Source organism: Streptomyces sp. NPDC034085 (assembly GCF_055575555.1).
Genome location: NZ_JBVISL010000009.1, coordinates 29,807 through 56,189, shown reverse-complemented (window position 1 = coordinate 56,189; position 26,383 = coordinate 29,807). Strand labels below are relative to the sequence as shown.

The following is a 26,383-nucleotide window of genomic DNA, read 5'->3' as shown; positions in this document are numbered from 1 at the left end:
TGTGAAAAGGCGCCAGCAGAAGAAGCTCTCCCGCCGTCTCTTCCAGGCCGTCCTGGCGGGTGACGCCAGGACCACGAAGGCGCTGTTGCGCAGCGGAGCGTGCCCGGAGAGAAGGAACAGCGACGGCACGACACCGCTGTACCTGGCATCCGTGCAGGGCGAGGCCTCGATAGCCCGCCTGCTGATGGCGGCCGGCGCTTCCCCCGACACGGAAAGCGCCGGCCCCGGCTCGGAGGGCACACCCCTGTGCGCGGCCTCGTGCTGGGGGTACACCGAAACGGTCCGACAGCTGTTGGCACATGGCGCCGACCCCAACCTCCGTGAGGACCACGGCACCGGCAGGACCCCGTTGGAGTGGGCGGATGACGGACCCCACCCCGCCACCGCCGAAGTTCTCCGGGGAGCAGGAGCCCTCCCGACGCCATGAGCCGTACGGCCTCGGCACAGCCGGCGCCACCGCCGGGGTTTCAGCTGCCGGCCGTCTACTCGCGCGGTGATGGCGTAGGTTTCCCGTCGCCGGAGGGGAGGGCCCGTAAGAGGTCCCACAAGGGGCGGGAGCCGGCGGCCCATTCGGCCAGGAGGTGGCGGTCCACCAGGTGGAGCCGCTGGGACTTCGCGAAGTGGGCGGCGTCGGCGGTGATGCGTCCGTTGGTGAGCATGACCAGGACGTCGCCCCGGTGGACCTGCCTGCCGGTGCCGTTGAGGACGTGGAGGTCAGTGGTGCCGACGGGCCTTCCCGACCAGCCGTCCTTGCGGTGCTTGCACTGGATGACCCAGCGGCGCCCGAACGGGTCCGTGGCCTTGACGTCGGCACCGTTGTCGCCGCGACCGCCGACCTGCCGCGCGTCCGCACAGCCGTCGCGGCGCATCAGGTCCCGTACCGCGAACTCGAACGCCCGGTGGTGCAGGCCGTCGAGCTGCCCGAGGGCGTAACGCAGACCGCGGGCCCGGACCCGCTCCCACCGCGCGGCCTCCTTGCGGCGCCAGGCCCAGGCCGCGGCCGCAGCGGTGGCGGCCAGGAGGAAGGCGGTGACGGTCCCGGGATGGGCTGCCAGCCACCGCAGAACGGCGCTCGCCAGGCCGAGCAGGACCACGGCAGAGAGGACGAGGAGAGCCGGCTGCTCCAGGCCCCGGTTCCCGCGTCGCCGGGACCGGCGAACGGACCGGCGCACGGACCGGCGAACGGCCCGCCGGACGGGCCGGCGGCGGCCGCTCATCGGCCCCTGCCCGGACCGGCTTCCCGCAGACGGCCGGAGCCGGTCACTGGCCGGCCTGGGAGGCGGTGGTGACGAGCTGGCCGAGGACACGCGCGATGCCCTGGCCGAGGTCGGTGGGGGCCAGGATGATGCCCAGGGCCAGAACGATGACCACGGTCATCTTCTCGTCGCGCCGGCTCCGCGCTTCGGTGCGGCGGCGCAGCCGAAAGACAACGATGACCGCCAGCAGTACCGCCACGTTGATCGTGAGCACGTGCCCAGCCCCCCGTCCCAGCGCTCCCGGGGCAGCAGAGCGAAGTGTCCGGCCCCTTGCCCTTGTGTAGCCCGAAGGCGGCGAGCGCGTGGCCGAACTGGGGGGAAATGGCGTCAATATTGTGGGTTGGCCGGTTTCAGAGTCCTCTGCTCCCGGACGCACGGCCCCGCGCCCCGCAGCCGGGGGCCCGACCGTCGGCCGGGCGCCGTGCATGCGTACTGGCTATCGGGGCAGCCCGCCCGGTGTGGCCGCAGTGGTGGCCGGGGCCGAGGGGTTCGGCGCCTGGGTGGCACCGCCACCCCCGCCGCCGAGCACGGCCAGGATGGGGAACAGCAGCAGCAAGCCCCCGCCGCCAGCGGTCGCAGCCGTTGGGATTCCGATGCGCCGGCGATGGGGACGTACGTAGGTGCCGTCCTTGCGGTAGTGCCCTCGAACATGCGCCACGGGTCAATCCCTTGACGAGTGGGGGAGGAGTACGAGGACGGCCGCGCGGCCGCAACGCCGTTCCCGTCCTTCAGCCGCCGTCGACGTAGGCGCGGGCCGCCACCATGACGTCGCGCATCCGGCCGTCGGCGATGCACTGCGCCGGAGCCTCGTCCTCCAGCTGCGGGTTCATTCCGATCATCCACGCACGCGCCGTGTAGAGGCTTTCGGCGTCCTGGATGAGCTGGAAGACCTGCAGGGCCGCGCGCAGCCGCTCCTCGGACTCGTGCCGGGGCGTGGTGTCGCCCGACGCCCATTTGCCGACCTGCTTCGCATCGCTGATGTTGGCGATCCGCGCGGTCAGGCGCTGCCCCAGGTTGTCCTGGAGGAAGCGGGCGATCTCGCTGATGTGCATGCGCACGGTGGTGACGTGCGCCCGCTCGGCGCTGGCGGCGCTCTTCGCGAGGGCGACAGGGGGCATGGAGGTGTCAGAAGGCATGGTCGGGTCTCCCTCGTTGCCCTGGACTGCGCGCCCGTCCGGTGGCGGGTCACGTGTTCAGGCGACGGGTGTAGGTGTGTGCCCGCCGGACCCGGCTGTCGCGCACTGCCGCGAGGGCAGACGGAAGGGGACGCTCGGTCTCGGCGAGCTGCGAACGCTTCGTGGTGCGTTCCCGTCCCGCCGGGAAGCGTGTCACCGGGGCGGGCGGGGATGGGGCGTGCCGGCTAGCGGACACCGCTCAGCATCGACGTATTCCGGTCCGCGGGGATCCGGCACGGGGATGGCGGGGGAGACCTGGGAGCGCGGCGCCTGGGACGGGCGGCGGTGGCGCGACGACGCACGGCGCGATGACGCACGGCCCGAGGCCGACGGGTAAGAACGCCCGGACGGCGCAACCGGTGTTGGTCATGAGATCCCCCACATGCTCCAAGTTGGTCGATGTAGTGGTTAGGTTACCCATTATCACCTCCCAACTCCACCGCTTAGGCAGAATCCGCCGCGTTGTCGACGGAGTGTCAACTGACCTGTTTCAACTGCTACTTACCCCCTGACCTGCCCAGACACCACCGGCTGGGGGGAACGGCCGGTGGCTCGGGGCGGGCAGGGGACGAGTTGTTTTCGTCCTTTCGGACCACGCGGGAGGGGTGATTTTCCGGGGGGTTTCCAGGTGGGCTTCCAGGGGGTTTCCGGTCCGGGCGGAATCGGGACCCAGCCCAACCGCTCACAGCATCGTCAGGCCGTACTCCTCGGCCACCCGCCGCAGCGCCTCCGACTCGGGGAAGATCAGGCTGTTCTCCTCCTGCTTCAGCTCCACGTCGTTGAAGACGGCCCAGCACTGGCGCATCCCGAAGCGGGACCGGTAGGCGATCCCGTGGATGAGGCGCTCCTGCTCCGTCGGGCCGGTGCGCCGGGTGATGGCCCACGCCGAAACCAGCCGGGTGATCCGGCGGTTGAAGCCCTGGACGTGCTCCGTGGTGAGCCTGTCCACCCCCTGCTCCGCCAGTTCGTCCTTGAGTTCGCGGGAGAGGGTCTCGAGGGTCCGCTCGTCGTCCACGTCGAGGAAGCGGGCCTCCCGGGGAGGCCGCAGGCGGACCAGGATGTGGCGCGTGGTCCAGTCGCGCGGGATCTTGCCGGGGGTGATGTAGTACGGCTCCTTCCAGTCGTCCCCGATGACCTCCCGCATCCGGGGGTGCACGCGGAAGGGGGCTAACGCCTCCGCGAAACACCCGTCGTGTTCGGAGGCGCAGTACAGGGTTCCGTAGCTGACCAGGCTCCAGCGGTTTCCGCCCGTGCGGGACGCGTCCTCCTGGCTGATCTGTTCGTACGTGACCGGGTTCTTGGCCTTTCCCAGGCGCCAGACGCCCTGCTCCGGTGCGGGGACGAGGACGACGTCCAGCTGTGCGGTGTCCCGGTTCATGCGGCCGCTCTCCTTGCTCCGGCCGCCCCCGCGCGGGGCTCGGGCCGGTGATGCTCGTGGCTCGTGCGGCGGCCGGGCCGGCGGGGCGGCCCGGCCGCGGGGAGAGCCGGTCTCGTGACGGTGGTGCCCATGAGGGGCGTTCATGAGCGGTCGGCGCGCGCCGTGCGGCGTACTACTGATCCGTGACACATGCCGAACGATCATTTTCATGCTCGGCCACGACCGAAGCGACCGGGTTGCGGTGGCCACCGGGGGCGCACGAGGGAACGCGGGGGGCGCATGCGGAGGTGATCAGGCTCCGCCCGCCCCGCACCGGCCGAGGTCGATCTCCACCGCGGCGGCCCCCGCGTCCCCGGCGAAGGAGAGCACGACGCGCCCGCCGGCCGAAGCCGGGTGCGCGGCGAGGGCGCGTACGGGGCTGCCCGCCGCGAGCAGCAGCCGGCACCGCCCGGTCGCGGCGTCCCAGACCCGGATGGTCCCGTCGGCCGCGCCGGAGGCGACGAAGCTGCCGTGGCCCTCCGCGTTCCACAGCGCCAGGGCGTGCACCGCCGCCGTGTGCCCGGTCAGCGGCTCGCCCAGCGGGCGGCGCTCGCGCAGGTCCCACAGCCGCACCGTGCCCGTGTCGCCGCCGCTGGCCAGATGCGGCGGAACACCGCCCAGCGGGCGGGGGTTGAGGGCGACGGCGTGCAGCAGGCCCTGGTCGCAGCGCAGGGGCGCGCCCAGCGCGGCACCGCGTTCCGCGTCCCACAGCCGTACGGTCCCGTCGGAGCCGGCCGAGGCGAACCACTCCCCGCCGCCTTCGCACGAGGCGGCCGCCACCGCCAGGACGCGCAGGCCGTGACCGGTCCACTCCCGCAGCGGACCCGGGCGGTCCAGATCCCACAGCCGGACCGTCTCGTCGTCCCCGCCGCTCAGCAGCAGGTGCCGGCCGTCCGCCGTGGTGCAGGCGGCCAGGGCGCGCACGGGCAGGAAATGCCCCTCCAGGACGTCCGGCAACGCCTGCCGGGTGGCCGCGTCCCACAGCCGGATGCCGTGGTCGTCACAGCCGGCCGACACCAGGACGCCGCCCTCCCTGCGGTGGGCCCAGGCCAACGCGGACACCGGCCGGCCGGTGTCGAGCCGGGCGACCGCCGCCCCCGTGGCGATGTCCCGGACCTCGACGTCGCCGCGGCCGCCGCTGAGCGCGAACCAGGACGGGCCGTGCGGCTGACCCGGCTCCGGCAGGAGTAGCGCCCCGCCCGTCGGCGCCGGCTCGGCGGGCGTCCGGGCGGTGGCCAGGGCCCGCTCCAGAACCTCCCGGTTCCACAGGCGCAGCGTGCCGTCGGTGGAAGCGGAGGCGAGGAGCCCCGCCTCGGGGGAGGCCAGCGCCGTCACGGCGGCGGTGTGCCCGCCGAGCAGCGCCGGCGGCTCCTTCGCGGCGGTGTCCCACCGGGAGACGTCCCATACGGCGATCCGGCTGCCCGCCCCGGCCGCGAGGAGGTGGCGTTCCCCGAGGGCGAGGGCGGCCAGGCTGCCCACCGGGCCGCCGGCGCCGGTGAGGGTGGCGCGCTGTCCGGCCGGGCCCCAGACGGTGACGCAGCCGTCCGCGTGGCCGGCCGCGACCGTCCCGGGCCGCGTGGTCGCCGCCAGCGCCCGTACGTCGCCCGGGAATTCGAAGCGCGCCACCTCCGCCGCGGCCGCGGGATCCCGGAACACCAGCGACGCCCCGTCGGCGATCGCCAGCAGCGGCCGTCCGGGCGGGTCCTCCAACGCCGCCAGCGCGGTGGTCGCCGTACGCGGCGTGTCCCCCGGCAGGGTCAGCAGGTCCTGCGGGCCCATCCGCTCGTTCCACCACACCACCTTCCCGTCCCCGTTGACGCAGACCACCGCGAGCTCGTGCCCGCTTTCGCGGTACGCGCACACGTCGGCGATCCACCTCCCGCCGGGCCGGTACACCTGGTCGACGAGGCGGCCGGTCGCGGGGTCCCACAGGCGCAGGGTGCCGTCCGTGCTGCCGGACACGAGCAGCGGGGACTGGGCGGGGCGCGGCGCGAGGAGCAGGTGGCGTACGGATCCCGCATGGGCGCCGATCCGCTCGCGGACGGCCGTGCCGTCGAGCGCGTCGACCAGTTCGATGCCGCCGTCGTCGTCGCCCGCGGCGAGGGCGGGACGTCCGTCGGGCCCCGGCACCGCGGTCAGGGAGCGCACCGCGGTGTCGAGGGCGGCCAGGACGTTGACGGGCGGGGCCCACCGGGACCACAGCACGGCCAGCGGTCCCGCCCCGTCCTCGGGGGTGCGCGGGCGCGGCAGGCCGGGGTGGCGCAGCGCCGTGTACGCCAGCTGCAGGCTGGCCAGGCGCGAGGGGTGGTCCGCCCGGTGCAGGTACGGCTCCACCGCCGCCCACGCCTCCAGCCAGAGCCGGCCCTCCCGGCCCCGGCCGGGGCCCAGCAGGCCGCGGACCGGGCTGCCGGTCAGCCACGGCAGGACACCGGGCGGCACGTGCGCGTCGTCCAGCACGCCGCCCAGGCGGGCGTGGCGCGCGAGGTACCGGCGCACGTAGGGGTGCGGCGCGGTGACACCGGAACTCCCGTCAGCACCGCCGGTGTGCGGCGCCGCCAACTCGGCCAACGCCCGAGCGATCCGGGCATGCACGGCGACATCCCCATCGCCGGCGCCGCCGACGGGGCCGTCCCCGCGGCTGTCCGCGTAGCTGTCCCCGTGGTCGTCGGTGCTGCCGTCCTCGTGGTCGTCGGTGCGGCCGTCCCCGCTGCCGTCGGTGAAGCCGCCCCCGCAGCCGTTCCCGCAGCCGTTCCCGCAGCCGCCCCCGCAGGTGTCCCCGCGGCTGTCCCCGCAGCCTTCGGCGTAGCCGTCCCCGCGGCTGCCCGCGCTGCCGTTCGCGCCGCCGTCCGCGCGGTTGTCACCAGTGCTTTCCCCGCAGCCGCCACCGCGGCTGTTGGCGCTGCCGTCCCCGTAGCTGTCCCTGCGGCCCCGCGCGCAACTGTTACGGCTGCGGTCCGCGCGGCTGTCGGTCCAGCTGTCCCCACAGCTGTTGGTGTGGCCGTCGGCGTAGCCGTCCCTCCGGCTACCCGCGCCGCTGTCCGCGCGGCTGTCTGCGGTGCCGTCCCTGCGGCTGTCCGCCCAGCGGTCCCCGCAGCCGTCGGCGCCGTCCGCGCTGCCGTCCGCGTTGCCGCGCCCGCGGCCGTCGGCGTAGCCGTGTGCGGAGTCTTCCCCGCCGTCGTGCCCCGGTGCGCGGGCCGCGTCCGTAGGGCCGGTCCCGCTGGTTCCTCCAGCCCCAGGACCACCATCGGCAGGCTCATCCTGACCATCCGTCATTTCCGTCCCCCCACCAGGCCTCCGCCCCGCCCCCAGGCCAGGCGCGCAGGACAGCGGCCAGCCGCTCGTGCGCCGGCCGGTACACCCGCTGGTCCTCTTCCACGTCACGGGTGAGATACCCAGCCAGGCGCCCTTCCAGCAGCACCCGGATCTTCGCGTCGGCGTCCTCGACGGGGGACCCCCGGACCGCGGACGCCACAGCCGGCCACACCTCGCCCCAGGCGATGCCGCGCCCCTGCGCGAACGCCGTCGCGCGCAGCAGCGCCAGCGCCTCGTCCGCCCCCAGGCCGTCCTCCGCCGACCTCGCCAGGTCGTCCTTCAGCAGTCCCGCCGTACCCTCCGCCCCCAGCCGCGCGAGCCAGTCGGCGTCCGCCGCCAGCCGCGGCCCCGCGGCGCGCAGCTGCCCGGCCGCCACGCGGGCGTCGAGGAAGGACCGCCCCACCGCCCCGGCCACCGCCCGCGACACCCCGGCCAGGTCGTGCCCCGCCCAGGCGGACTCCCCGTCCAGGAGGGCCCGTACGTACCCCTCGACGTCCGCACCCATGTCCTCGTCGTCGGTACGCAGCACGGCCGCGCCGGGCAGCGCCTCCCGCAGCTGCCCCAGCAGGTCCTGTCCCTCGCCGGCGCCGTCGCTGCTGCGGACGGCGACGACCAGCCGTACCCCGCGCCGCACAGGAGACCGCACGGCGGACGGCACGGCGCCCGACAGGTGCCCCGCCAGCGGCACCAGCACCTGGTGCAGCGCCGCCGCCGGGTCGGTCGCCTCGTCCAGGGAGTCGACGACGACCGTCACCATGGGGCCGGGCGAGCCGAGGTACCGGCGCAGCCCCAGCTGCCAGCGGCTCAGCTGGTCCCGGCCCGACGGGTCCGGGGCCACGCCCAGCTTCTGCGCGACGGCCTTCAGCAGCCCGAGCGGCTCCCGGTGGTGCGCGGTGACCGCGATGGTCACGGCGCCCCGGTCCGGGACGGTCTCCGGCGGGCAGTGGCCGACGGCGGCCGCGAACAGGGCCGACGCCCTGAACGTCGCGTCGCTCAAGGTCACCGCGCGGCCCAGGATCGCCGACTTGCCGCTCGCGGTGATGCCGGTGACGACCAGGATCCCCGGCGGGCCCGTCAGGAAGGAGACCACCGAGGCGTTCAGGCGCCTGCGGCCCGAGAAGTACCAGCCGGTGTCCTCGGCGCCGGTGCGGCCGCTGGCCTTCTCCAGCCAGTACCCCAGGTCCTCCAGGGACGCCGCCACCTCCTGCCGGCTCTCCTCCACGGCTGCCCGCTCCGGCCGGAAGCCCGGGTTCGGCAGGGCCGGGGTCGGAACGTGCAGCTTGCCGCCCATCAGCGGACGGCAGTCGAGGGACAGGCTCCGGCCGAGTTCCGCGCCGACCGCCTGCGCCGCCTGGTAGAGGGCGCGGCTGAACTCGTCCATCGTCAGGTAGCGGCGGGTGATCCCGCCGGCCGTACGCAGCCACTCGTGCGCCCGGCGCAGGACGAGCGCGAACTCCCCGCCCCTCACCTGCATCTTGGGCGCCGCGGTGGTCAGCACGTTCAGCGTGGCGTGCGTGGTGCGCGCGGTGTCCAGGTCCCGGGTGAGTTCCAGCAGCTCCCCGGCCATGTCGGCGGACTCGCACATGTTCACGATCACCAGGACGTCCCGGGCGTGCGAGTCGAGCGCGGCGATCACGATCTCCGTCGTACGCAGCCCCGTGGCCAGGAGCCGGTGGGTGTCGGTGTCCCGCAGCACCGCGAAGTGCTTGGCTGCGGCCGAGGTGAGGCCGTGCCCCGTCACGTACAGCACCAGCGGTACGTCCGGCTCCGCGTCCCTGATCCCCGACGCCGCGAGGAAGCGCTCGACGTCATGACGGCCGGCCACCGGCTCGCCGGGCGCGATCCTGACGAAGCCGGGCCCGTGCGGGGGCGGCCGCTCCCACCACAGGGACACCGCCTCCAACTGGGCACCGAGGACCTGGCGCAGCGCCTCCGTCCCGTCCTCCATCGGCAGCACGAACAGGCTGCCGACGGGTGGCGCGGTCACCACGGGCGGCGCGAGCACACCAGGCGGCGCGGCCGCCTCCGCCACCTCCGCCACCACAGGCGGCGCTGGCACCGCCACCGGCGCAGCCGCCTCCGCCACCGGCGCAGCCGCCTCCGCCACCGGCGCGGCTTGCGCCACCGCCGGCGGTGCGGCCGCCTCCACCGCGTCCGCTAAGCCGATCTCGCCCCGATGCCCGTCCACGCTCCCTATTCTTCACTCCCATGAACGAGCACCGGCACCGGCACCAGCCCCAGCACCCCCTCCCCGCCGACGAGTTACCCGACCACGTCACCCAGGACGCGGTGGTCGTCGTACCGGGCATCATGGGCAGCACCCTGCGCGACACGGCCACCGGCAGGCACCTCTGGGGCATCGGCGGCGTCTCCTGGCTGCTGAAGGCCTGGACCACGCCCTCGGGCCTGAAGTCCCTGGCCATGACCGAGGACGAGCTGGCGGGCAAGACCGGCCGGATCGAGGCGACGGGCCTGCTGAAGCACTCCGCCTGGACCCCCTACCTCGCCGGCAGCGAGCCGTACACCGACCTGGTCGACACGATCCGCACCAGCGTCGCCGACGACGCCGCGATCCTGGAGTTCCCCTACGACTGGCGCCTGCCCGTCGCCGCCAACGGCCGCCTCCTGGCCGACGCCGCCCGCCTCCACCTGACCGCGTGGCGCCGCCACCCGGCCCACGCCCGGGCCCGCCGCCACCGCACCGACCAGCGGGAGGGACGGCTCGTCTTCGTCGCCCACTCCATGGGCGGGCTCGTCACCCGGGCCGCGCTCGACCCCGGCTACGACAGCGACCTCCAGGCCGACACCCGGGGCGTCATCACCCTCGGCACGCCCTTCCAGGGCTCGGTCAAGGCCGCCGTCATCCTCGCCACCGGCCGGGGCGCCCCCGTACCGCTGCCGCACCGCAAGCTCCGGGCGATCTGCGCCACCATGCCCGGTCTGCACGACCTGCTGCCGCAGTACCGCAGCCTGCGCGCGGGGGACGACGTACGCCACCTCACCCCGGGCGACGTCGCCGCCATCGGCGGCAGCGCGGAACTGGCACGGGACGCGGCCCGCTTCCACCACGGCCAGCGGAACATCACCCTGCCCGGGCACCGTTCGGTCGTCGGCGTCAACCAGCCGACCTGGCAGAGCCTCACCATCAGCGGCGGCACGGTGGAGGCGCACCTCGACGGCGCGCGGCAGAACTCCGACGGCACGTTCATCCGCGACCGGCACGACCGCGTCCGGTACTTCCGGGTCCACGGCGACGGAACCGTCTACAAGGAGTCGGCGGTCCTCACCGACGTCGTCACCCACCTCCCGCTCCAGCACGGCGACGTCGCGAAGGCGCAGACCGCGCTGGAGGCCGTCACCGAGATCGTCCGCGACGACATCAACCCCGGCCCGCCGCAGGGCGAAGCCGGCTGCGGTCTGAGCGCCCCCGACCTGGTCGAGGCGGGCCGGCCGTGGAAGCTCCGCCTGACCGACGTCGACACCCTGAGCGGCCTGACCTGCCACCTCACCGACCTCGAAGCCCCCGCCCGCCCCACCCCCCTCACCCTGGCCTGGGAGGACGGCACCGCCACGGCGACGGCGACCGCCCCGGCCCCCGGCCTCTACCGCATCGACGTCCGGACCCCGGACGGCTTCGACATCACCCAGCTGGTCATGTCGGCCGGCCCGGGGGAGCCGGTGGGGGAGGCGGAGGCCTGAGCCCGGGGGAGGGGCCCCGGATCCGGTCTACGGGCGGAACGCCTTCCGCAGGAGTTCGCCGAACCCGGCGGGGTGCGTGGTCGATCCCGTGTGCCCGCCGGGGAAGTGAAGGAGTTCCGTACCGAGGCGCTCGGCCAGGAGGGCGGCCGGCCGGTACGGCAGTTCGCCGACCGAGTCCCGGCCGCCGGCGAGCACGAGCCGGTCCGACAGCGCCTCCAGGCGGCGGACGTCCGGGGCGTACGACATGAAGCCGGGCACGATGCGGCCGAGGAAGTACGGCAGGTTGGCCATCGTCCGCTCGGCCCGGGCGGCCGCCTGGGGCGGAAGTTCGACCCCGGCCTCCGGCCCGGCGGTGTCGCCGTCCCCCCTCAGGCCAGCGGCGAACACGGCCATCGCCGGCATGAGCCCCTCGGTCTGGAACGTCTCCTGCACCCGGGCGAGGAGCGCACGGTGTTCGGGGGCGTCCGGAAGGACCTCCACCAGCGGCGGTTCGTGGGCCACGAGCCGTTCCACGCGGTGGGGAGAGGTGGTGAGCAGGTGCAGGGCCGTGATCGCGCCGGAGCTGGCGCCGAACACCCGGGCGGGCGCATCGGGCGACAGCAGGTCCAGGAGCCGCAGCGCGTCGTCCGCGTGCTCGGCCACGCGCTGCTCGGCCGCGGGGTCGTCCAGGGTGCTGCCGGACATGCCGCGCGGGTCGTAGGTCGCTACGGTGTGGTCGGCGGCGAGGCCGTCGGCGATGCCGTCGAAGGAGGCCGCGCCGCCCGCCCCTCCGGGGACCAGCAGCAGGAGCGGGCCGCGGCCGCGGACTTCGTAGTGCAGGGTGGCGCCGTTCACGCGCAGGCTGCCGGTGCTCGGGGCGGTCATGCGGAGTCTCCTTCTCGGGACGGGGGCCAGTGCTCCAGGAGGGCGTGCAGGGCGTCGAGGGCGCGGACCCAGGAGTGCTGCGGCGAACGCTCGTGCCCGAACCCGCCCGCGGCCTCCAGGGCCACGAACCCGTGGAACGTGCTGCGCAACAACCGGACCGCGTCGGTCAGGTCGGGCTCGGTGAGCCCGTAGCCGCGCAGCACGCCGTACGTCAGCTCGACCGCGCGCCGTGGCCCGGGCGCCTGCGCGGCCAGCACCGGGTCGATCCGGACCGGTGCCTGGGTCGCCGCGTAACGGCCCGGATGGCGGTGGGCGTACTCGCGCCAGGCGTCGGCGAACGCGACCAGGGCGTCCCTGCCCGCCCGCCCGGCGGTGGCCTCCGCGATCAGGATGGTCTTCTCGTCCGCCGCGAGCAGCGCGATCCGCCCGCGCAGATCCTCCAGGCTGCGGACGTGGCCGTAGAGGCTCGCGTCCTTCACACCGAGCCGCCGCGCCACCTGCGACATGGTCACCTGCTCGAACCCGACCTCGTCGGCCAGTTCGGCCCCCGCGACCGTCACCCGCTCAACCGTCAACCCTGCCCGCCCCATGCGCCCTCCACCGTTCCTAGGGCTCCTAGTTATAACCTAGGGGCCCTAGGCAAACAAGCGGCGACCGGGCGGCTCACCGCCCCCAGACGCGCGGGCGCCGCCAGCGAGTCAGGGTTTCGCCGCGGCGGCAGCCCGGGTGATGAGCCGGGCCGCCGCCGACGGTTGATCGGCCGCGAAGTAGACGCGCCGGGCCGGCACGGCGCCGCCCCTGCGGAACGGCACCGGAAGGGGATGTACGAGGTCCAGCACCAGGGTGGTGGCACTGCTCACGGAGCAGGCCACCGCCTCACCGTCGTCCAGTACCCGGCGGAGCCCGTGGCCGGTATGGGCGCCGTGCGCGCTGCGCACCGCCGCCACCGCGTGCAGGGGGACGACCAGTTCCCGCAGCGGCCCGGTGCGCAGGCGCAGGACCGTCCCGTCGATGACGTGCGGGGCGCGGACCGTCATCGCGCAGGACCCGAGCGAGAGCACCAGAACGGCCACGACCCACACCAGGTGCAGCAGCCGGTAGGCGGGCGGGACCATCGCATCGACCACGACACCACTGATGAGGTCGACCACGGTGACGGCCCAGACCGCCATCCGCACGTCGGCGGAATGCGGAACCGCCTCATGCCCCTCCGGCAGCCTCAGCGGCCTGCGGGCGACCCACCCGAACAGGTCGCGCAGCATGTCCCGCAGCCATCCCCGTACCGTCCTGCGGGGCACGAGTTCCAGCTGCGCAGCGGGACAGACCTCACCATGGGCCACGGGGACTCCTCCTTACGACGCGGACCCCGACACGGGCCGGCTCCCAGTCTCCGGGGCCGTACGCGCCGGGCTCAGTGACAGAAGTGACGGATCCCCGTTCGGGATTCACCGGAGACCGATGACACTTGTCACGGTTGACACAGCCCTCCCCGGGCACTGGGGCCTTGCAGTGCGAGCACCACACGCAACTGCCGTGTCCTCGGCCGCCCGCGTCCGTACCCGGGGACCGGGGACTGGGGAACGCCGAGCGCCTCGTCTGAGCTGCGGGAACCGGGGAACCGTAAGAGGATCAGCCGTTTCGACGTAGGAGATGCCCCACCATGACTGCCACCCTCACGGGCCCGATAGCCAACGTCGCCCGCCCGCTCACCGGCTTCGACGCCATGCTCGACGCCGCGTACGAGACGCACCGGCGGTTCAGGCACGGCCCGTTCGCCGAGGCCTGCCCCACGTGCCACGTCCCGGCCGGCGAGCTCTGCCTGGCCCGCAGGAGCGTGCACGCCGCGCGCCGCCGGGCGCACCGCGCCCGGCTTGAGCAGACCGGGCCAGTGGCCCTTCTCGCGGCGGTGGTCCGATGACCGTGCTCGCCGTCGAAGCGCCGGCTGCGTGGCTCTGCGGGCACGGACCAGTCAGAACGGCGGGTCGTCGCTGTATCCGCCGCCTGTCCAGCTGCCGTTCCAGGAAGCGCGGGCGGCTCTGAGACGGGCGTGGTGCTCGCGGGCCGCGGTGTCGGATGCGTTTTCCAGCCCGGTGGTGTCGTGGCCCCAGGTCTTCAGCGCGTCCAGGACACGGTCTCGGTGGCGCCGGTCGGTGCTGGTGTCCAGGAGGCGGCGGGCGTGGCCGGCCAGATCTGCCTGGTGGCGGGTGAGGAGGGGGTGCTCCGTGAGGGGGATGGCAGCGACCAGAGCGGTGTGGCGCACGTCGGCGTCGTCATGATCGAGGAAGGCCTGAACGGCGGAGAAGATCGCCGGACGTGCGTCCCGGAACGCACGCATCTCCTCGTCCTCCTCATCGCAGAAGCGTCCGGCGGCGGCCACGCACCGATCGTCGGCGTCGTAGGCGGTGTCGCCGAGCCAGCCGAGCAACTGCACGAGCATCGGGCGGTTCTGCGTCTCGACGCCGGGGTTGCCGTCGCCCGCCGAGATGGCCGGATGGCCGAGGATCGCCGCGACGTAGAGCGCCACGGGGACTGTGGCCCCGTAGATGCTGTTCTGATGAGTCACGGGTTCCAGCGCATCCTGGAGAGCGGACCTCCTGATGACCGGGTCGGGGTCGGTGAGGAGGGCCAGCGCCGCCGGCAGGGCCTCGCCGGTCCCGCAGGCTGTGGCCAGCGACGCCCAGTTCGTACGGTCCAGCAGTGCTTGGGCGCGAGGGAGCTCGGCGGGGTGAGGCTGCTCGGTCTGTCTGCGGCTGTGGGGCACAGGCTGAGGCTATTGCGCTGACGAGCCGGAGTCGCGCCCGAGTCCGCCCGCGCGCGACCGGAGGCCGTCCGAGGCAACAGCCAGGTCGGCACCTCGTACGCACCGGACTGGCTTCCGAAGACCCCCGTCGTCTAGACGACCGGGGGCCGGCCCAGCCGGGTCATGCGCCACACCGTCCGCCACCGCATGGGGCGCCGGGGGCCGCCGGAGGTGCGAATGCCCTCGGCGAACCCGCCGAACCAGGCCCGCAGCCCGGCCAGGGACCGCGTACGGGCCACCGTCAGGGCCACCCACACACCCAGGTAGACCGGTACGAGGGGGGCGGGCAGGTGTCGCTTGGCCAGCCAGACCCGGTTGCGGGCCGTCATCCGGTGATAGACCGCGTGCCGGGCCGGGGACGTCCTCGGGTGCTGGAGGACCAGCTGCGGCTCGTACAGGACGTCCCAGCCCCGGTCGATCGCCCGCCAGGCCAGGTCGGTCTCCTCGTGGGTGAAGAAGAAGGCGTCCGGCCAGCCCCCGGTCTCCTCCAGCATCGGCATCGACAGGGCGTGGCCGCCGCCCAGGAAGGTCGTCACCGGGCCCCGCCGCATCGGGTCGCCGACGCGCAGCCGGGGCACGTGGCGGCGCTGGGTGGCGCCGGTCTCGTCCGAGACCCGGAAGGAGACGATGCCCAGCCGGGCCTCGGCCTCGTACAGGTCGGCGATCCGCCGGAACACGTCCGCCTCGACGAGCAGGCCGTCGTCGTCCAGGTCCACCAGGACGTCGACGTCCCCGAACTCCCGCAGCCGGTGCCAGGCGACGTTCCGGCCGCCGGACACTCCGAGGTTCTCCGCCAGCTCCACCCCGGTCACGCCCTCGGGGAGACCGGGCAGCGGCGTGCCGTTGCCGACGACCACGACCCGGGTGGCGCCTTCGTCCTGCGCGGCCACCGAAGCCAGCAGGGCCAGCAGCTCGGGCATCCGGTCGCCCATGGTCAGCACGGCGACACCCACACGCGGCCGGGTCACGAGCACCACCACTTCCTTCGGCACCGGGTCGACGGCGAGCGTACCCCCGCCGACGCCCGGGACCGGACCGAGAGAAGGGGCACCGCGGTCTCCTCGGCGAGCCCTCGGGCTCCCAGAGCCGGAGGGCCGCCACCGCGGTCCCCGCACCAGGGTGCCGGGCTGTCGGCGAGAAGCTCCCCCTGGCCGAATACAGCCCCTGGCGCCTCGCAGACGCCACGACGGCCTCGCCGCACCTCCGGTCCGGCCGGTGGCGCGAACGCGCCCATCGCACCGCCGTGCCCCGGCCAGGCGCCAGGACCGGCGGCGCGCCCCGGCCTCCGCCTGGCGGGCGACCGCCGCCCCTCGCCGAGCCGGATCCCCAACTCCCTTGCTCCCGTGCCTTGACGTGTGCCTATAGTGAGCGCCGCGCGCCCGGCGGAGCTGACCACCTCGCCATGCCGCGCACCACCAGCCGGCGGTCGGGGGAACAGTGCCGCCCACGGGGGGAGGGGTGGTTTCGTCATGCCGCAACATCGGCCAACCGGACACGCCGCACAGGTCCGCCGTGCCCGCTTCCCACCGTCCCCGCACCGGGACGGTGGTGGCCGATTCATGCTGCTCTGCCTTCGCCTCCTCGGACGGGAACGCCCTCACCGCCTTCGTACGTCATGAACACGAAGGAATGCTCTCTTGAGCCCCAGACCAGGGTTGTTCCCCCAAAGGCGCAGACCCCGAAGCTCGTCCGCACTGCTGGCGCCCGCCGCAGCGACTCTCGTCGCCCTCGCCCTCCTCGGCAGCGCGGCCGTCCAGCCCGACGTGCTCGACCGCGCCAACGCACTGCGCGCCGCCGCGGCCGGCAGCTCCGAGGACTGGCTCGACGACACCGCCGCCGAGCAGTGGCGGCAGGACCAGTGCCTGATGGCCGACGTCCTGCGCCTGGGCGGGCCGGCCATGGCGCAGGTCGCCCAGGACGGCCTCAACCAGCCGCAGGACAAGCTCCACGTCCTGGCCGACCGCAAGCACTGGCAGCAGACCCCGCTCGCGACCGCCTACCAGAAGGACCGGGACGCGGCGGACAGCGCCCTGACGGCGCTCAACTCCCTCCGGGACACCTGGAAGAAGCCCCTGGAGGGGCTGACCACCCCGGGCGGCATCAACGACGCCGACTTCCACTGGCCGCCCGGCTCTCCGGGTGACGGCAAGCAGGACTTCTACGCCCAGACCGGGCTCAGCAAGTGGACCGCCGACCGGTTCTGGACGTCCGAGAGCGACTTCTACGACGACCCCACGCCCAAGGCGTCCGGGCCCGCCGTCACGGCCGTGAAGAACCTGGGCGGACCCCTCTACGGCAAGGACCCCGACCCCCAGCAGGTCACCGGGGACGCCTGGACCCGGGCGATCGCGGAACGCGACGCGTACAAGTACCTCACCGACTGGTCGCCGGAGCCCACGGGCGCGGACAACGCCCGCATGTTCCTCGCGTCCGGCGGGTTCGCCCGTACGGCCCCCAAGGCGGGGACGGCGGAGCACCGCATCGCGGTCGAGGACATGAAGACCCGCTTCGCCTCCTGCGCCTGGCGTGACCCGATGGATCCGGACAAGGTGCTGGGCGCGATCACCGAGACGGCCGCCGCCGAGTGGCAGCAGGAGGTCGCCTCCCAGCAGACGCAGCGGAACCAGATCCTGGCCGCGAACAAGAACGCCACCCAGTCCCTGACCGCGGGGGCCAAGGCCCTGGGCGAACTCCTGGGCCACTCGTGGGTCGCCGACCACGCCACCCGCTTCCAGGACTACTGGTCCCCCGGCGGCGTCGGTGCCGTCGGCGAGAGCCCGACGACGATCCAGGCGCACGCCGCGAGCGGCAAGTGCCTCGACGTACAGGGCGGCGGCACCGCCGACGGCACACCCGTACAGGTGTACACCTGCAACGGCGGCGCGGCGCAGACCTGGCAGCTCTTCGGCGACGACCACGGACTGCACCTGCGGAACACCAAGTCGTTCAAGTGCCTCGAGGTGGCGGCGAACAAGAACGCCAACGGCACCAGGATCCAGATCGCGACGTGCAACAGCTCTCCGGCACAGACCTGGGAGTACAACCTGCGCGCCACCACCGCCCTGAAGAGCGTCGGCACCGGCAAGTGCGTGGACCTGCCGAAGTTCGACAACAGCGTGGACGCGCGGCTGTGGGACTGCAACGCGTCGGGCCCGCAGCAGTTCGACGTGAAGCCGTCCGGCAACACCGGTCCCGTCCCGCCGAAGGCGCAGTTCGACAAGGCGAAGAAGGCCGTCACGGACGCCCAGACGGGCGCCAAGAAGCAGCTCGACGTCCTGAAGGCCCAGGCCGCCGCGGCGAAGAAGGCCGCCACCGCCAGTGACACGGCCGAGCAGGCCGCCTACGCCGTCGCTGACGCCGCCGGTGCGCCGCGGGGCCGCGGCCTGCTGGTCGGACAGCAGAAGGCGCAGGTCACCAAGGGTTCGGTGGCGGCGCTCGACGCGATGGTGAAGGCGGGCGAGACCGCCGAGGCGGCCACCCGTGCCTCCGGCGCGGACAGCGACACCATCGCGCAGCGCGCTCTGGCCCAGGCCGCGCAGTCGAAGGCGGAGTTCCGCCGGGAGGCCGCGCACACGGCCGAGCTCCAGGCGAAGGCCGCCGCCGACTCGGCCAAGTCCCACCGGGACAACGCCAAGAAGGAAGCGGACACCGCGAAGGCGAAGCTCGGCGACGCGCTGAAGGCGGAGGCCGACGCCAAGGCGGCGGCCGCCGCCGCCCACGCCAAGCGGCTCGCGGCCGAGGCCGAGGAGGCCACGGCGAAGAAGGAGAAGGAGACCGCGGCCGCCAAGCAGGGCGAGGCCGCCCAGCACAAGAAGAACGCGGAAGCGGAGGCGACCAAGGCCGCCAACGCCAGGACCAAGGCCGAAGCCGCCGAGGCGACCGCGGTCGAGCGGAAGAACGGCGCCGTCAAGGCCCGCGACACCGCCAAGGCCAAGCGCGACGACGCCTGGGAAGCGGAGCAGAAGGCCGACGCCGCACGTGCCAAGGCCGACGCCAAGGCCGCCTACGCCGCTTCGCTCGACGCGGGCACGGAGGCCACCGCCGCACGCGCGGCCGCCGACCAGGCGGACACGTACGCGACCGCGGCGGAGACGGCGGCCGGCAAGGCGCGCGGCGAGGCCGACGCGGCGACGAAGGCCGCCTCCGAGGCCGATGCGGCCGCGACCCGCGCCGAGGCGGCGGCCAAGCGCTCGCGCGCCGACGCCGACGCCGCCCAGGCGGCGAAGCTGAAGGCGGACGCCGCGGTGAGGACCGCGACCAGCGCGGCCGCCGACGCGATCGCCGCCTCCGAGCGGGCCGCGTTCGACGCGCGGGCGGCCGTGTCCCAGGCCAACGAGGCGGACGCGCAGGCCAAGACGGCCAAGACCGAGGCGGGCAAGGCGAGCGTGGAGGCCGGCAAGGCCCGGGCCGCGGCCGCCAAGGCGGCGGGTTACGCGTACGTGACCGCCCAGGCCGCGGTGGACGCGGGCAAGTCGGCCGCCCAGGTCGCCAAGCCGGCGAACGACGCCGTCCAGCTCGGCTCGCCGTACGTCAGCACCGACTCGGCCGCCGGGCTGGTCGTGCTGAGCGGGCAGGCGTCGAAGAGCATCGCGGAACAGCAGAAGGCCATCGCCGACGCCCACGCCAAGAACGCGCAGGAGGAGGCCGCTTCGGCCAAGGTCATCGCAGACCAGGCAGAGGGCGACACGAAGGCCGCGTACCAGCACGCCGCGAACGCCGCCAAGCACGCCTCGGACGCCCGTACCTACGCCAAGGAGGCCCTCGGCTACTCGGCGGACGCCGCGAAGTCGGCAGCCCTGGCCACCGCGTCGCTGGCCCGCAGCACCGAGTTCGCCGGCCAGGCCGCAGCGGACGCCGTGGCCGCGGACCAGGCAGCCGGACGCTCCGAGGGCCACGCCAAGGCGGCCCGCGCATCCGCCGACCAGGCGGCCCTCGACGCGTCGGCGGCCCGCGCCGCGGCGACCCGGGCCGAACAGGACGCGAAGGCCGCCCGCGAGGCCGCCGACCGCGCCGGCGTCGCCGCTGCCGAGGCCGAACAGGCCGCGAAGGACGCCGACAAGTACGCCAGGGAAGCCCAGGAAGCCGCCGACCGGGCGGAGAAGGCCGCCAAGGCGAAGCAGATCGACACCGGCACGGTCCTCGACGGAACCGGTGCGTCCATCGGCAGCATGTTCTACCTGATCAGCCGCACCGAGCAGATCGGCGACACCCAGACCCTGAAGAAGACGGCCGGCTGCGAGGGCTGGATCGACGCGCTCTTCTACAAGGGCGACTGCACGATGACCATCAAGATCAGGTACAAGGCCTTCCTCGACCTGTACCTGTGCACCGCGGATGCCCCGGACCCGTCGACCGGCAGGTGTCCTTCCGAGGAGACCATGTACCTGGGCGAGTATCCGACGGACGAGCTGTCCCAGGAGATCACGCACACCATCTCGATCGGCGAGTACCAGTCGGGCGTCGACCCGATCGACATCCTCTTCGGGCACTGGATCAAGTGCGCGCAGAAGTGGCCCGGCGGTGAGAGCGGCAGCTGGGGCGGATGCGCCTGGGCGGCCGTGGACGTCGCCCTGTTGTTCTCGGGGAAGATACTCAGGCCCATCGCCGAGGGCATCACCGCCGTCGACGCCGCCATGCGCACCGGAATCGGCATCGCCGACGCCCTGCGGGGGCTGCGGTCGCTGAGGATCAACCCGCAGGCGCTGGCGGCCATCGAGTACGAGGCCAACATGGCCGAATCCGTCTTGACCTCGTGCAAGACGAACAGCTTCCCGGCCGCCACACCCGTGCTCATGGCCGACGGATCACACCGCCCGATCAGCTCCCTGCGCGTGGGTGACGCGGTACTGGCCGGCGACCCGGTCACCGGTGCCGTCCGCTCCGAGCCCGTCACCGACACCTTCCAGCACGCGGCCGACGGGCTGGTCACCATCGGCCTGGCCGACGGCAGCAGCCTGGACACCACCCCCGGCCACAAGGTCTACGCCGAGAAGCGCGGATGGATCGTGGCCTCCGAGCTGCGCCCGGGCGACCGGCTGCTCCGCCCGAACGGGGAGCGGATCGTCGTGGCCGGGGTACGCGGCGGCACCGACGCGGCGTCCCGGCAGGTCTACGACCTCACGGTCAGCGGCCTGCACACCTTCTACGTCCGCGCCGAAGGCGCACGGGCGTCGGACGTGCTCGTGCACAACTGCATCAACCTCGGCGACGAGCTCCTGCCGAGCCTCAAGAAGTACAAGGACTCGGGCGAGATGCACGCGCTCAAGGAGCACGTGAACCCGACTCCGGCCGAGGCGTTCGACCTGGCCCGGAAGAAGGGCATGCCGAACTCGGTGTGGACCAGCCAGGAGATCGCCCAGCAGGCCATCGACCGCGTCCTTGCGGATTACTTCATGACCGTGAAGAACGGCCAGCGGGTCTTCGACAAGGTGAAGTGGAAGAAGTTCGAACAGAAGGTCGCCAGGGCGAGGGAAGGCGATGTGGTCCTGGACATCACGGGGCGCTGGACCCAATATCCGTCCCTGGGCAAGACGTACCACCCGGACGGCGTGACGATCACCGACGCCGGCAACGAAGTCAGGCTGAAGCTGATGAAGGTGGAGGGTCACAACAACGGACGCGGCGGATTCGCCATCATGACCGCGTTCCCCACGGGGGTGGCTCCATGACCCGGGGACGTCCTGCGTACGACGAACTCGGCTACGGCGGGGACTTCGGTCTGACCGCCCTGACCGAACGCATCACCCGTGCGGGCTCCGGTACCGGCCCGGCCGCCGCCCTCGGGTACGCGGAGGAGCTGGCCGACCGGTCCGAGGGTGGGGAAGCCGTCGAACTGGAGGAGGACGCCCGCCGGCTGCTGGCGTCCGAGCTCCCGGATCGAGTCCTCCGCACGGTGTGGCTGGCCTCCACCGGCCATGCCTTCGACCCGGCCGACCACGGCATGACCTGCCGCGGCTGGCTGGAGCGGATCTCGGAGGTGGCCGCGGCGCGGCTCCGGCGGGACAAGCCCCCGTACGCTCCACCGCCGGTGCGGCCGGTGCGGGACGCGCACCTGTGCCAGGCGGTCGTGGCGGAACTGCGCGCCACGGCCACGGCCCCGGAGCTCGTCGACGCCTTGGAGCAGGTGGTGACCGGCGCCGACGGCGACGTGGGCATGCGCCTGGCCCTGCGGGCGCTCAAGGCGCACTCCGTGCCCGTTCCGTACGAGCGGTACCGCCGCCTGCAGGCACTGGGCGCACGGTTCGGCTTCCCGCCGGCCGTCGTCCACGACGGCCTCGCCATCACCTGGCCGCCGGTCAGCACCAGCTCCCGGCAGGGTGTCGACGGGGACTTCGGACTCTCCCGGCTCGCCGGGCTGTTCACGGCGGGGTGGCACCACCGCACCCCGCACGAGGCCGTCGCGCATGCCGTGACGGGCGACGGCTACGAGCGGCCCCCGGGCTCCGAGGCGGCCGTCCTCCTGGAGGACACCCGCCGGATGCTCGACTCCGGCCTGTCCGACGACACCGTCACCGTGCTGTGGCTGGCGGCGACCGACCGCGGCCACAGCATCGACGCGCACGGCGTCGGCGGCCGGGAGTGGCTGGAGCAGGTCGCGGACGTGTGCGAGGAGCACCTCACCGCGGTCGCACCCGCCTACGTGCCGGCGGTTCCGGCCACCGGTACCCACGCGGGTGACGCGGTCGACGTGGTCCTGAGCGAGGTCAGGGAGCTGACGCCCCTCGCCGCGGGAACGGTGATCAGCCCCGCCTTCCGCCCCCTGGAAGGCGCCACGGTGATGGAGGCACTGGAACAGGTCGTCACCCGGGTCGACCCCGACCTCGGGTTCCGCCTGCTCCTGCGCACGGTGGAACTCCTGCGGCTGCCGCTCACCGAGGAGCAGTACGCCCGCTACGAGACCCTCGCCGGCCGTTTCCAGTACAGCGAGGACCACCTCCTCTTCTCGGTCGACCACCTGGTGCAGCGCACCTGACGCACCTGCCCGACCCGGCTGTACCCAGAGCGCCCCTCCTCCCCGGAGGGGCGCTCGCCGCTTCCCGGCCCCTCGGGTTCGCCACCATGCCGCCGCCCGAAGGCGAACCGGTCCTTCTGGACCGCATCAGGGGATCTACGGCGTGAGCATGTCGTGGATGCAGCGGCGCAGCCCGTCGTCGCGGTCGACCGGCGCGATCCAGGGCACCTGCTGGAACAGGTCACGGTGCCGGCGGTTGCCGGGGTCGGTGAGGAGGGCGTGGAGCTCGTCGGGGGCGGGGCTGTCGACCAGGCACAGCCAGGCCAGGCCGGCGCCGATGCGGACATGGGGCGGCCGGCCGGGATCCGACCACAGGTCCCGCACCCAGTCGCGAGCAGGTCCGTCCTGGTGTTCGCGGGCGAGTTGCGCGATCGCCAGGACCAGGCTGACCTGGACCGCCGGGTCGTCCTCGACGACCAGCCGGTCGTGCAGGGCGGAAGAGATGCGCGGCACCCCACCGGTCGCCAGTGCGAGGACGAAGGCGGCCGCTGAGCGGACGTCCGGATCGGGGTCGGGGAGCAGCGACAGCGGCAGGTGCAGGTCGCTCGTGATGGCGTCGCGGGCGGCCTGGATCGTCCAGTCCACCGGGCAGTCCACAGGGCCGATCACGAGCGGGTCCTCGGCGACCCGGAGGAGGCCCTCACGCGTACCGTCGCCGAGGTGCTGGCAGCGTCCGCTCACCGCGACCAGGGTCAACGTTTCCGCTCGGAGCCCGGGTGCCCGGTCGCGGCGATCCGGAGCAGGAACGGCACTGCCAGCGCTGCCACCTCGATCGTGCTGCCTTGGTGGTGCACGGTCGTCCACAGGCGCCGCAGCGCCCGGCCTGCGCTCTCGGCGTCGTCGTGGGCAAGCATCCTGAGGAGACCTGGGACTTCATCGCCCGGCCCGTAGAAGTGCGGGAACCGCTTCCACGGGATCCCGTCGTACCGGAACCCGTCCTTGGCCCCCCGCGGGATCGCGCCCAGGACCGCGCGCACGTCGCAGTCCGCGCCCGCCCACGCCTCCGGCCAGTTGGCCCAACGGTCCTCGTCCGCAGCCTGACCTTGCGACACCACAGCCCCTCACCCTCCGTCGGCCCGCGGGCCGGCACCGAATGCGGGCCGCCCGGGGGCGCTGGCTCCGTCGGTCAGCCGGTTCAGTCGGTCAGCCGGTGATCGAGAAGAAGATCGAGCCGTCCTCGGCCCACCACCAGGCGCCCTGGCCCTCCTTCCACTCCGAGGCCCAGCCGTCAAGGGCCTTGATGAGCTCCTCCAGGTCGTACCGGAGGTCGGCGTCTATTCGGTCCAGCACCGCCCGGTACGCATCCACCGCGGGCCCTGCCTTCACCAGCGGCCAGCACCCGATTTCCGGTGAGCCGTCCAGGGGGTGGGGAATGTGGAAGGCGATCTCCGAGGGCGGGCCGCTGAAGACGTACTGGTACGGCAGCAGGTCTGCCGGGACGCCTTCCGCGCGCAGCGCGTCGTCCAGAGCCGAGAAGAAGGTGACCGGACTCCGGTAACTCGCCAGGGTGGCGCTGTCGCTGGCGTTGTGGTCGATGATGATCTGGAGGGCCGCGTAGTAGGCGCACCCGGCGTAGTCGGCGGAGGAGTCGGCCCGACCGGCGATCAGCTCCTCCAGCGCGTCCGGGACCGACAGCCCCCAGTCCACGCCCTGGCGATCGAGACTGTCCTGACGCGCCTGTGCCCTGTCCCGCATGGAACCCAGGCGTCGTGCTTCGTCGGCGGTCAGGTCCCGTGCGGGCACGAAGCGCATGACCTCGCCGCGGTTCGCCATGCTGTAGTTCACAACCTTGCTCATGGGGCCATGCTGCCAAAGGGCACTGACATCCCCGGTGCAGGGGACCACAACGCCGCTCAGGTGCGACGGCCTCGATGTGACCGGGCGCGGATCCCCCAGTGGGACATACCCGTTGGGGAGGGAGCAGGGCGACGCGGCCGTCAGGCTTCCGGGGCGGGTTGCGGGGATTGTCCAGGTCTCACCGATGAGTTCCCTGTGACCTCCCTGCGGGCTTCCTTAAGGGAACGTGAAGTGGCCTTCCCGGCTGCCATTTCGGCTGATCACCGACCTAAGCTCGGCGGAGTCCCCTCGTCCCCTTCTCTTGTGAGGTGTTACCGGCATGAGCCGCAACCGAACTCCCGAAACGTCGCCCCGTACCGAGGCGCGGCGGCGGAAGGCGGTGCGCACCCGCATCGTGCTCGGGGTCACCGCGGCGGCCGCGGCGGTTGCGGTCGGGGTGGCGGTGGCCGACTCCAGCGGTGACACCCGTACGGACCGGCGGGCCGACACGGCCGGTACGAAGACCGGGTCGGGGACCTCGGGCGCGGCCGGCGGCGTCGGCACCGCCTCCGCCACCACCGACGCCCCCGCGCCCACCGCGAGCGCCTCGGCCTCGGCCTCGGCGAGCACGAGCCCGTCCGGTGCGCCCGCCGCCGGCTCCTCGGGATCCCCCACTCCTGCGAAGCCGGCGGCGGGAGGCGACACGGGCGGCGACGGCTCGGCGCCGACCCAGGCCGACAAGCCCGCGGGCAAGCCCGCCGCGGCCACGGGCGGCGGCTCGGGCTCCGGCTCCGGCGGCTCGAGCGGCGGCTCCGGCGGATCGCGTGGCTCCGGCGGCTCGAACGGCGGCTCGGGCGGCTCGGGAGGCTCCGGCGGCTCGGGCTCCGGCGGCGGGACCGTCGACGCCGGCGCCGAGTCCGCGGTCCTCTCCCTGGTCAACAAGGAGCGGGCGGCCGCCGGGTGCGGCCCGCTGACCGCGAACGCCAAGCTGAGCAACGCCGCCCGCGCGTACAGCGACACGATGGCCCGCAGCGGCGTCATGTCGCACACCGGTCCCGACGGGTCCACCATGACCAGCCGCGTGGAGGCGGCCGGCTACGCCTGGTCCGGCCTCGGCGAGAACATAGCCCGCGGCCAGGCCGACGCCGCCGCGGTCATGAAGGCGTGGATGAACAGCTCCGGCCACCGGGCGAACATCCTCAACTGCTCCTTCAAGGAGATCGGCATAGGCGTCCACCAGGGCGACGGCGGCCCCTGGTGGACGCAGAACTTCGGCAGCCCGAGGTAGCCGGTCCTCCTTCCGCGTACGCCCCCGTACGCACACCCCCCAACGGCCACGTCCTCCGCCCCGTCAAGGGGTACGGAGGACGTCGGCGTTCCCGGAACCGGCCGGAGGAACGGGACCCGGAACGGGCCCTCGGAACCGGAACCGGAACGAAGGGGGAGGCGGTGACGGAGCCGCCCGCGCGTCGGCCACTATGGGGCGGTGCCTCGTATTCCGCGTTACCTGCTCATATGGCTGTCGTGCACGGCCGCCAGCGTGACTGCCGTGCTCGCCACGGTCCAGTTCGTGGTCGGCACGACCCGGCACACGCCCCCGGTCGCGCGGTCTGCCCCGACCGTCATCGACACGCCCCCGGCCTGGACGGCGGAGAGCTCCTCCCCGGCCGCGCCGTCCCCGAGCCCCTCCGTCAGCGCCTCCCCGAGCACGTCGCCGAAGCCGTCCTCCGCGGCCCCGACCCCCGTCAAGGCCACGTCGGCGGCCCCGCGGAACACGGACACGAAGGACACCGTCGACTGCGGGCAGGGCGGCGCCGGCCTGCACAGCATCCCCGCACAGGGGGGCAAGGTCACCGTGCGGTACGGCAGTCGGGGCGTGTGCCTGATCTCCGCGATCCCCGGCCGCGGCTTCAAGGCCACCACCTCGCAGACGGCGGACGACACCCTCACGGTCACGTTCAGCGGCGACGGCCACCAGTCGGTCGTCACGGCCACGATCACCCCGTCGGCGAAGGCCAGCGTCCGCGAGACCTCCTTCTGACCGGATCCCCCCTCACCACCGCCGGAGGATAC

Annotated in this window: 21 protein-coding genes; 7 read left to right on the top strand and 14 right to left on the bottom strand. The window is 73.6% G+C overall.

The genetic code is table 11. From position 1 onward, the window contains the following. The first annotated feature begins 1 nt into the window (after position 1). Positions 2-427: an ankyrin repeat domain-containing protein gene (locus ACZ501_RS26755; RefSeq protein WP_361596733.1), complete on the top strand. Its 426-nt coding sequence runs from the start codon at positions 2-4 to the stop codon at positions 425-427. Positions 428-482: 55 nt separating this feature from the next. Here the strand turns inward: ACZ501_RS26755 and ACZ501_RS26750 are convergent, their stop codons facing one another. The 6 genes from ACZ501_RS26750 to ACZ501_RS26725 all read right to left on the bottom strand — a co-directional run bounded on the left by ACZ501_RS26750 (position 483) and on the right by ACZ501_RS26725 (position 9,348). After that, positions 483-1,217, bottom strand: coding sequence for a restriction endonuclease (locus ACZ501_RS26750; protein ID WP_468798815.1), 735 nt, complete (start codon positions 1,215-1,217; stop codon positions 483-485). Positions 1,218-1,260: 43 nt separating this feature from the next. After that, on the bottom strand, positions 1,261-1,470 hold the full coding sequence (locus tag ACZ501_RS26745; protein WP_361596727.1) for a hypothetical protein: 210 nt from the start codon (positions 1,468-1,470) through the stop codon (positions 1,261-1,263). Between the two features lie 514 nt (positions 1,471-1,984). Further along, a complete protein-coding gene (locus ACZ501_RS26740) occupies positions 1,985-2,392 on the bottom strand; it encodes an XRE family transcriptional regulator (protein ID WP_361596724.1) in 408 nt (135 codons plus the stop codon). Positions 2,393-3,113: 721 nt separating this feature from the next. Next, the gene (locus ACZ501_RS26735) at positions 3,114-3,809 is read right to left on the bottom strand and encodes an RES domain-containing protein (protein ID WP_361596721.1); all 696 of its coding nucleotides are present in this window, start codon (positions 3,807-3,809) and stop codon (positions 3,114-3,116) included. Positions 3,810-4,100: 291 nt separating this feature from the next. Next, on the bottom strand, positions 4,101-7,121 hold the full coding sequence (locus ACZ501_RS26730) for a hypothetical protein (protein ID WP_468798814.1): 3,021 nt from the start codon (positions 7,119-7,121) through the stop codon (positions 4,101-4,103). After that, the gene (locus ACZ501_RS26725; RefSeq protein WP_468798812.1) at positions 7,102-9,348 is read right to left on the bottom strand and encodes a hypothetical protein; all 2,247 of its coding nucleotides are present in this window, start codon (positions 9,346-9,348) and stop codon (positions 7,102-7,104) included. Before ACZ501_RS26725 ends, ACZ501_RS26730 begins: the two co-directional genes overlap by 20 nt. 20 nt (positions 9,349-9,368) lie before the next feature. Here ACZ501_RS26725 and ACZ501_RS26720 point away from each other — a divergent pair, with 20 nt between their 5' ends. Continuing rightward, complete coding sequence (locus ACZ501_RS26720) at positions 9,369-10,859, top strand: lipase/acyltransferase domain-containing protein (RefSeq protein ID WP_468798810.1); 1,491 nt, start codon at positions 9,369-9,371, stop codon at positions 10,857-10,859. Positions 10,860-10,886: 27 nt separating this feature from the next. On the opposite strand, the gene ACZ501_RS26715 is transcribed toward ACZ501_RS26720, so the two are convergent. From ACZ501_RS26715 to ACZ501_RS26705, 3 genes are all read right to left on the bottom strand, one after another. After that, positions 10,887-11,723 carry an alpha/beta fold hydrolase gene (locus tag ACZ501_RS26715; RefSeq protein ID WP_468798808.1) on the bottom strand — a complete coding sequence of 279 codons (837 nt, stop codon included), beginning with the start codon at positions 11,721-11,723 and terminating at the stop codon, positions 10,887-10,889. Further along, positions 11,720-12,313 (bottom strand): TetR/AcrR family transcriptional regulator, encoded by a 594-nt coding sequence (locus tag ACZ501_RS26710; RefSeq protein WP_468798806.1) that lies wholly within the window; start codon positions 12,311-12,313, stop codon positions 11,720-11,722. The genes ACZ501_RS26715 and ACZ501_RS26710 overlap by 4 nt, the downstream gene beginning before the upstream one ends. A gap of 108 nt (positions 12,314-12,421) precedes the next feature. Beyond that, complete coding sequence (locus ACZ501_RS26705; RefSeq protein ID WP_468798804.1) at positions 12,422-13,063, bottom strand: hypothetical protein; 642 nt, start codon at positions 13,061-13,063, stop codon at positions 12,422-12,424. Positions 13,064-13,383: 320 nt separating this feature from the next. Here ACZ501_RS26705 and ACZ501_RS26700 point away from each other — a divergent pair, with 320 nt between their 5' ends. Beyond that, a complete protein-coding gene (locus ACZ501_RS26700) occupies positions 13,384-13,641 on the top strand; it encodes a zinc finger domain-containing protein (protein WP_468798802.1) in 258 nt (85 codons plus the stop codon). A gap of 51 nt (positions 13,642-13,692) precedes the next feature. Here the strand turns inward: ACZ501_RS26700 and ACZ501_RS26695 are convergent, their stop codons facing one another. Beyond that, positions 13,693-14,484 carry a hypothetical protein gene (locus tag ACZ501_RS26695; RefSeq protein WP_468798800.1) on the bottom strand — a complete coding sequence of 264 codons (792 nt, stop codon included), beginning with the start codon at positions 14,482-14,484 and terminating at the stop codon, positions 13,693-13,695. Positions 14,485-14,615: 131 nt separating this feature from the next. Then, a complete protein-coding gene (locus ACZ501_RS26690; protein ID WP_468799216.1) occupies positions 14,616-15,491 on the bottom strand; it encodes a glycosyltransferase family 2 protein in 876 nt (291 codons plus the stop codon). Between the two features lie 897 nt (positions 15,492-16,388). On the opposite strand from ACZ501_RS26690, the gene ACZ501_RS26685 reads away from it, so the two are divergent. Together ACZ501_RS26685 and ACZ501_RS26680 are read left to right on the top strand one after the other, a co-directional pair. After that, complete coding sequence (locus ACZ501_RS26685; RefSeq protein WP_468799214.1) at positions 16,389-21,191, top strand: RICIN domain-containing protein; 4,803 nt, start codon at positions 16,389-16,391, stop codon at positions 21,189-21,191. Next, a complete protein-coding gene (locus ACZ501_RS26680; protein ID WP_468798799.1) occupies positions 21,188-22,495 on the top strand; it encodes a hypothetical protein in 1,308 nt (435 codons plus the stop codon). Before ACZ501_RS26685 ends, ACZ501_RS26680 begins: the two co-directional genes overlap by 4 nt. 135 nt (positions 22,496-22,630) lie before the next feature. On the opposite strand, the gene ACZ501_RS26675 is transcribed toward ACZ501_RS26680, so the two are convergent. The 3 genes from ACZ501_RS26675 to ACZ501_RS26665 all read right to left on the bottom strand — a co-directional run bounded on the left by ACZ501_RS26675 (position 22,631) and on the right by ACZ501_RS26665 (position 24,331). Then, the gene (locus ACZ501_RS26675; RefSeq protein ID WP_468798797.1) at positions 22,631-23,215 is read right to left on the bottom strand and encodes a HEAT repeat domain-containing protein; all 585 of its coding nucleotides are present in this window, start codon (positions 23,213-23,215) and stop codon (positions 22,631-22,633) included. An 11-nt stretch (positions 23,216-23,226) separates the two neighbouring features. Then, positions 23,227-23,586 carry a hypothetical protein gene (locus ACZ501_RS26670; RefSeq protein WP_468798796.1) on the bottom strand — a complete coding sequence of 120 codons (360 nt, stop codon included), beginning with the start codon at positions 23,584-23,586 and terminating at the stop codon, positions 23,227-23,229. 91 nt (positions 23,587-23,677) lie between these two features. Further along, entirely contained in the window at positions 23,678-24,331 is a 654-nt protein-coding gene (locus ACZ501_RS26665; RefSeq protein WP_468798794.1) for a DUF7691 family protein, read from the bottom strand. 319 nt (positions 24,332-24,650) lie between these two features. On the opposite strand from ACZ501_RS26665, the gene ACZ501_RS26660 reads away from it, so the two are divergent. Next, positions 24,651-25,598 carry a CAP domain-containing protein gene (locus ACZ501_RS26660; protein WP_468798792.1) on the top strand — a complete coding sequence of 316 codons (948 nt, stop codon included), beginning with the start codon at positions 24,651-24,653 and terminating at the stop codon, positions 25,596-25,598. A gap of 261 nt (positions 25,599-25,859) precedes the next feature. Next, positions 25,860-26,351: a hypothetical protein gene (locus ACZ501_RS26655; RefSeq protein WP_362462498.1), complete on the top strand. Its 492-nt coding sequence runs from the start codon at positions 25,860-25,862 to the stop codon at positions 26,349-26,351. The last annotated feature ends 32 nt before the right edge of the window (positions 26,352-26,383 follow it).

Excerpts from the sequence above, each read along its gene's own strand:
- ACZ501_RS26735 (WP_361596721.1), bottom strand. The coding sequence starts at position 3,809 with ATGAACCGGGACACCGCACAGCTGGACGTCGTCCTCGTCCCCGCACCG.
- ACZ501_RS26685 (WP_468799214.1), top strand. The coding sequence starts at position 16,389 with ATGGCCGACGTCCTGCGCCTGGGCGGGCCGGCCATGGCGCAGGTCGCC.
- ACZ501_RS26700 (WP_468798802.1), top strand. The coding sequence starts at position 13,384 with ATGACTGCCACCCTCACGGGCCCGATAGCCAACGTCGCCCGCCCGCTC.
- ACZ501_RS26660 (WP_468798792.1), top strand. The coding sequence starts at position 24,651 with ATGAGCCGCAACCGAACTCCCGAAACGTCGCCCCGTACCGAGGCGCGG.
- ACZ501_RS26665 (WP_468798794.1), bottom strand. The coding sequence starts at position 24,331 with ATGAGCAAGGTTGTGAACTACAGCATGGCGAACCGCGGCGAGGTCATG.
- ACZ501_RS26710 (WP_468798806.1), bottom strand. The coding sequence starts at position 12,313 with ATGGGGCGGGCAGGGTTGACGGTTGAGCGGGTGACGGTCGCGGGGGCC.
- ACZ501_RS26715 (WP_468798808.1), bottom strand. The coding sequence starts at position 11,723 with ATGACCGCCCCGAGCACCGGCAGCCTGCGCGTGAACGGCGCCACCCTG.
- ACZ501_RS26720 (WP_468798810.1), top strand. The coding sequence starts at position 9,369 with ATGAACGAGCACCGGCACCGGCACCAGCCCCAGCACCCCCTCCCCGCC.
- ACZ501_RS26740 (WP_361596724.1), bottom strand. The coding sequence starts at position 2,392 with ATGCCTTCTGACACCTCCATGCCCCCTGTCGCCCTCGCGAAGAGCGCC.
- ACZ501_RS26750 (WP_468798815.1), bottom strand. The coding sequence starts at position 1,217 with ATGAGCGGCCGCCGCCGGCCCGTCCGGCGGGCCGTTCGCCGGTCCGTG.
- ACZ501_RS26680 (WP_468798799.1), top strand. The coding sequence starts at position 21,188 with ATGACCCGGGGACGTCCTGCGTACGACGAACTCGGCTACGGCGGGGAC.
- ACZ501_RS26730 (WP_468798814.1), bottom strand. The coding sequence starts at position 7,121 with ATGACGGATGGTCAGGATGAGCCTGCCGATGGTGGTCCTGGGGCTGGA.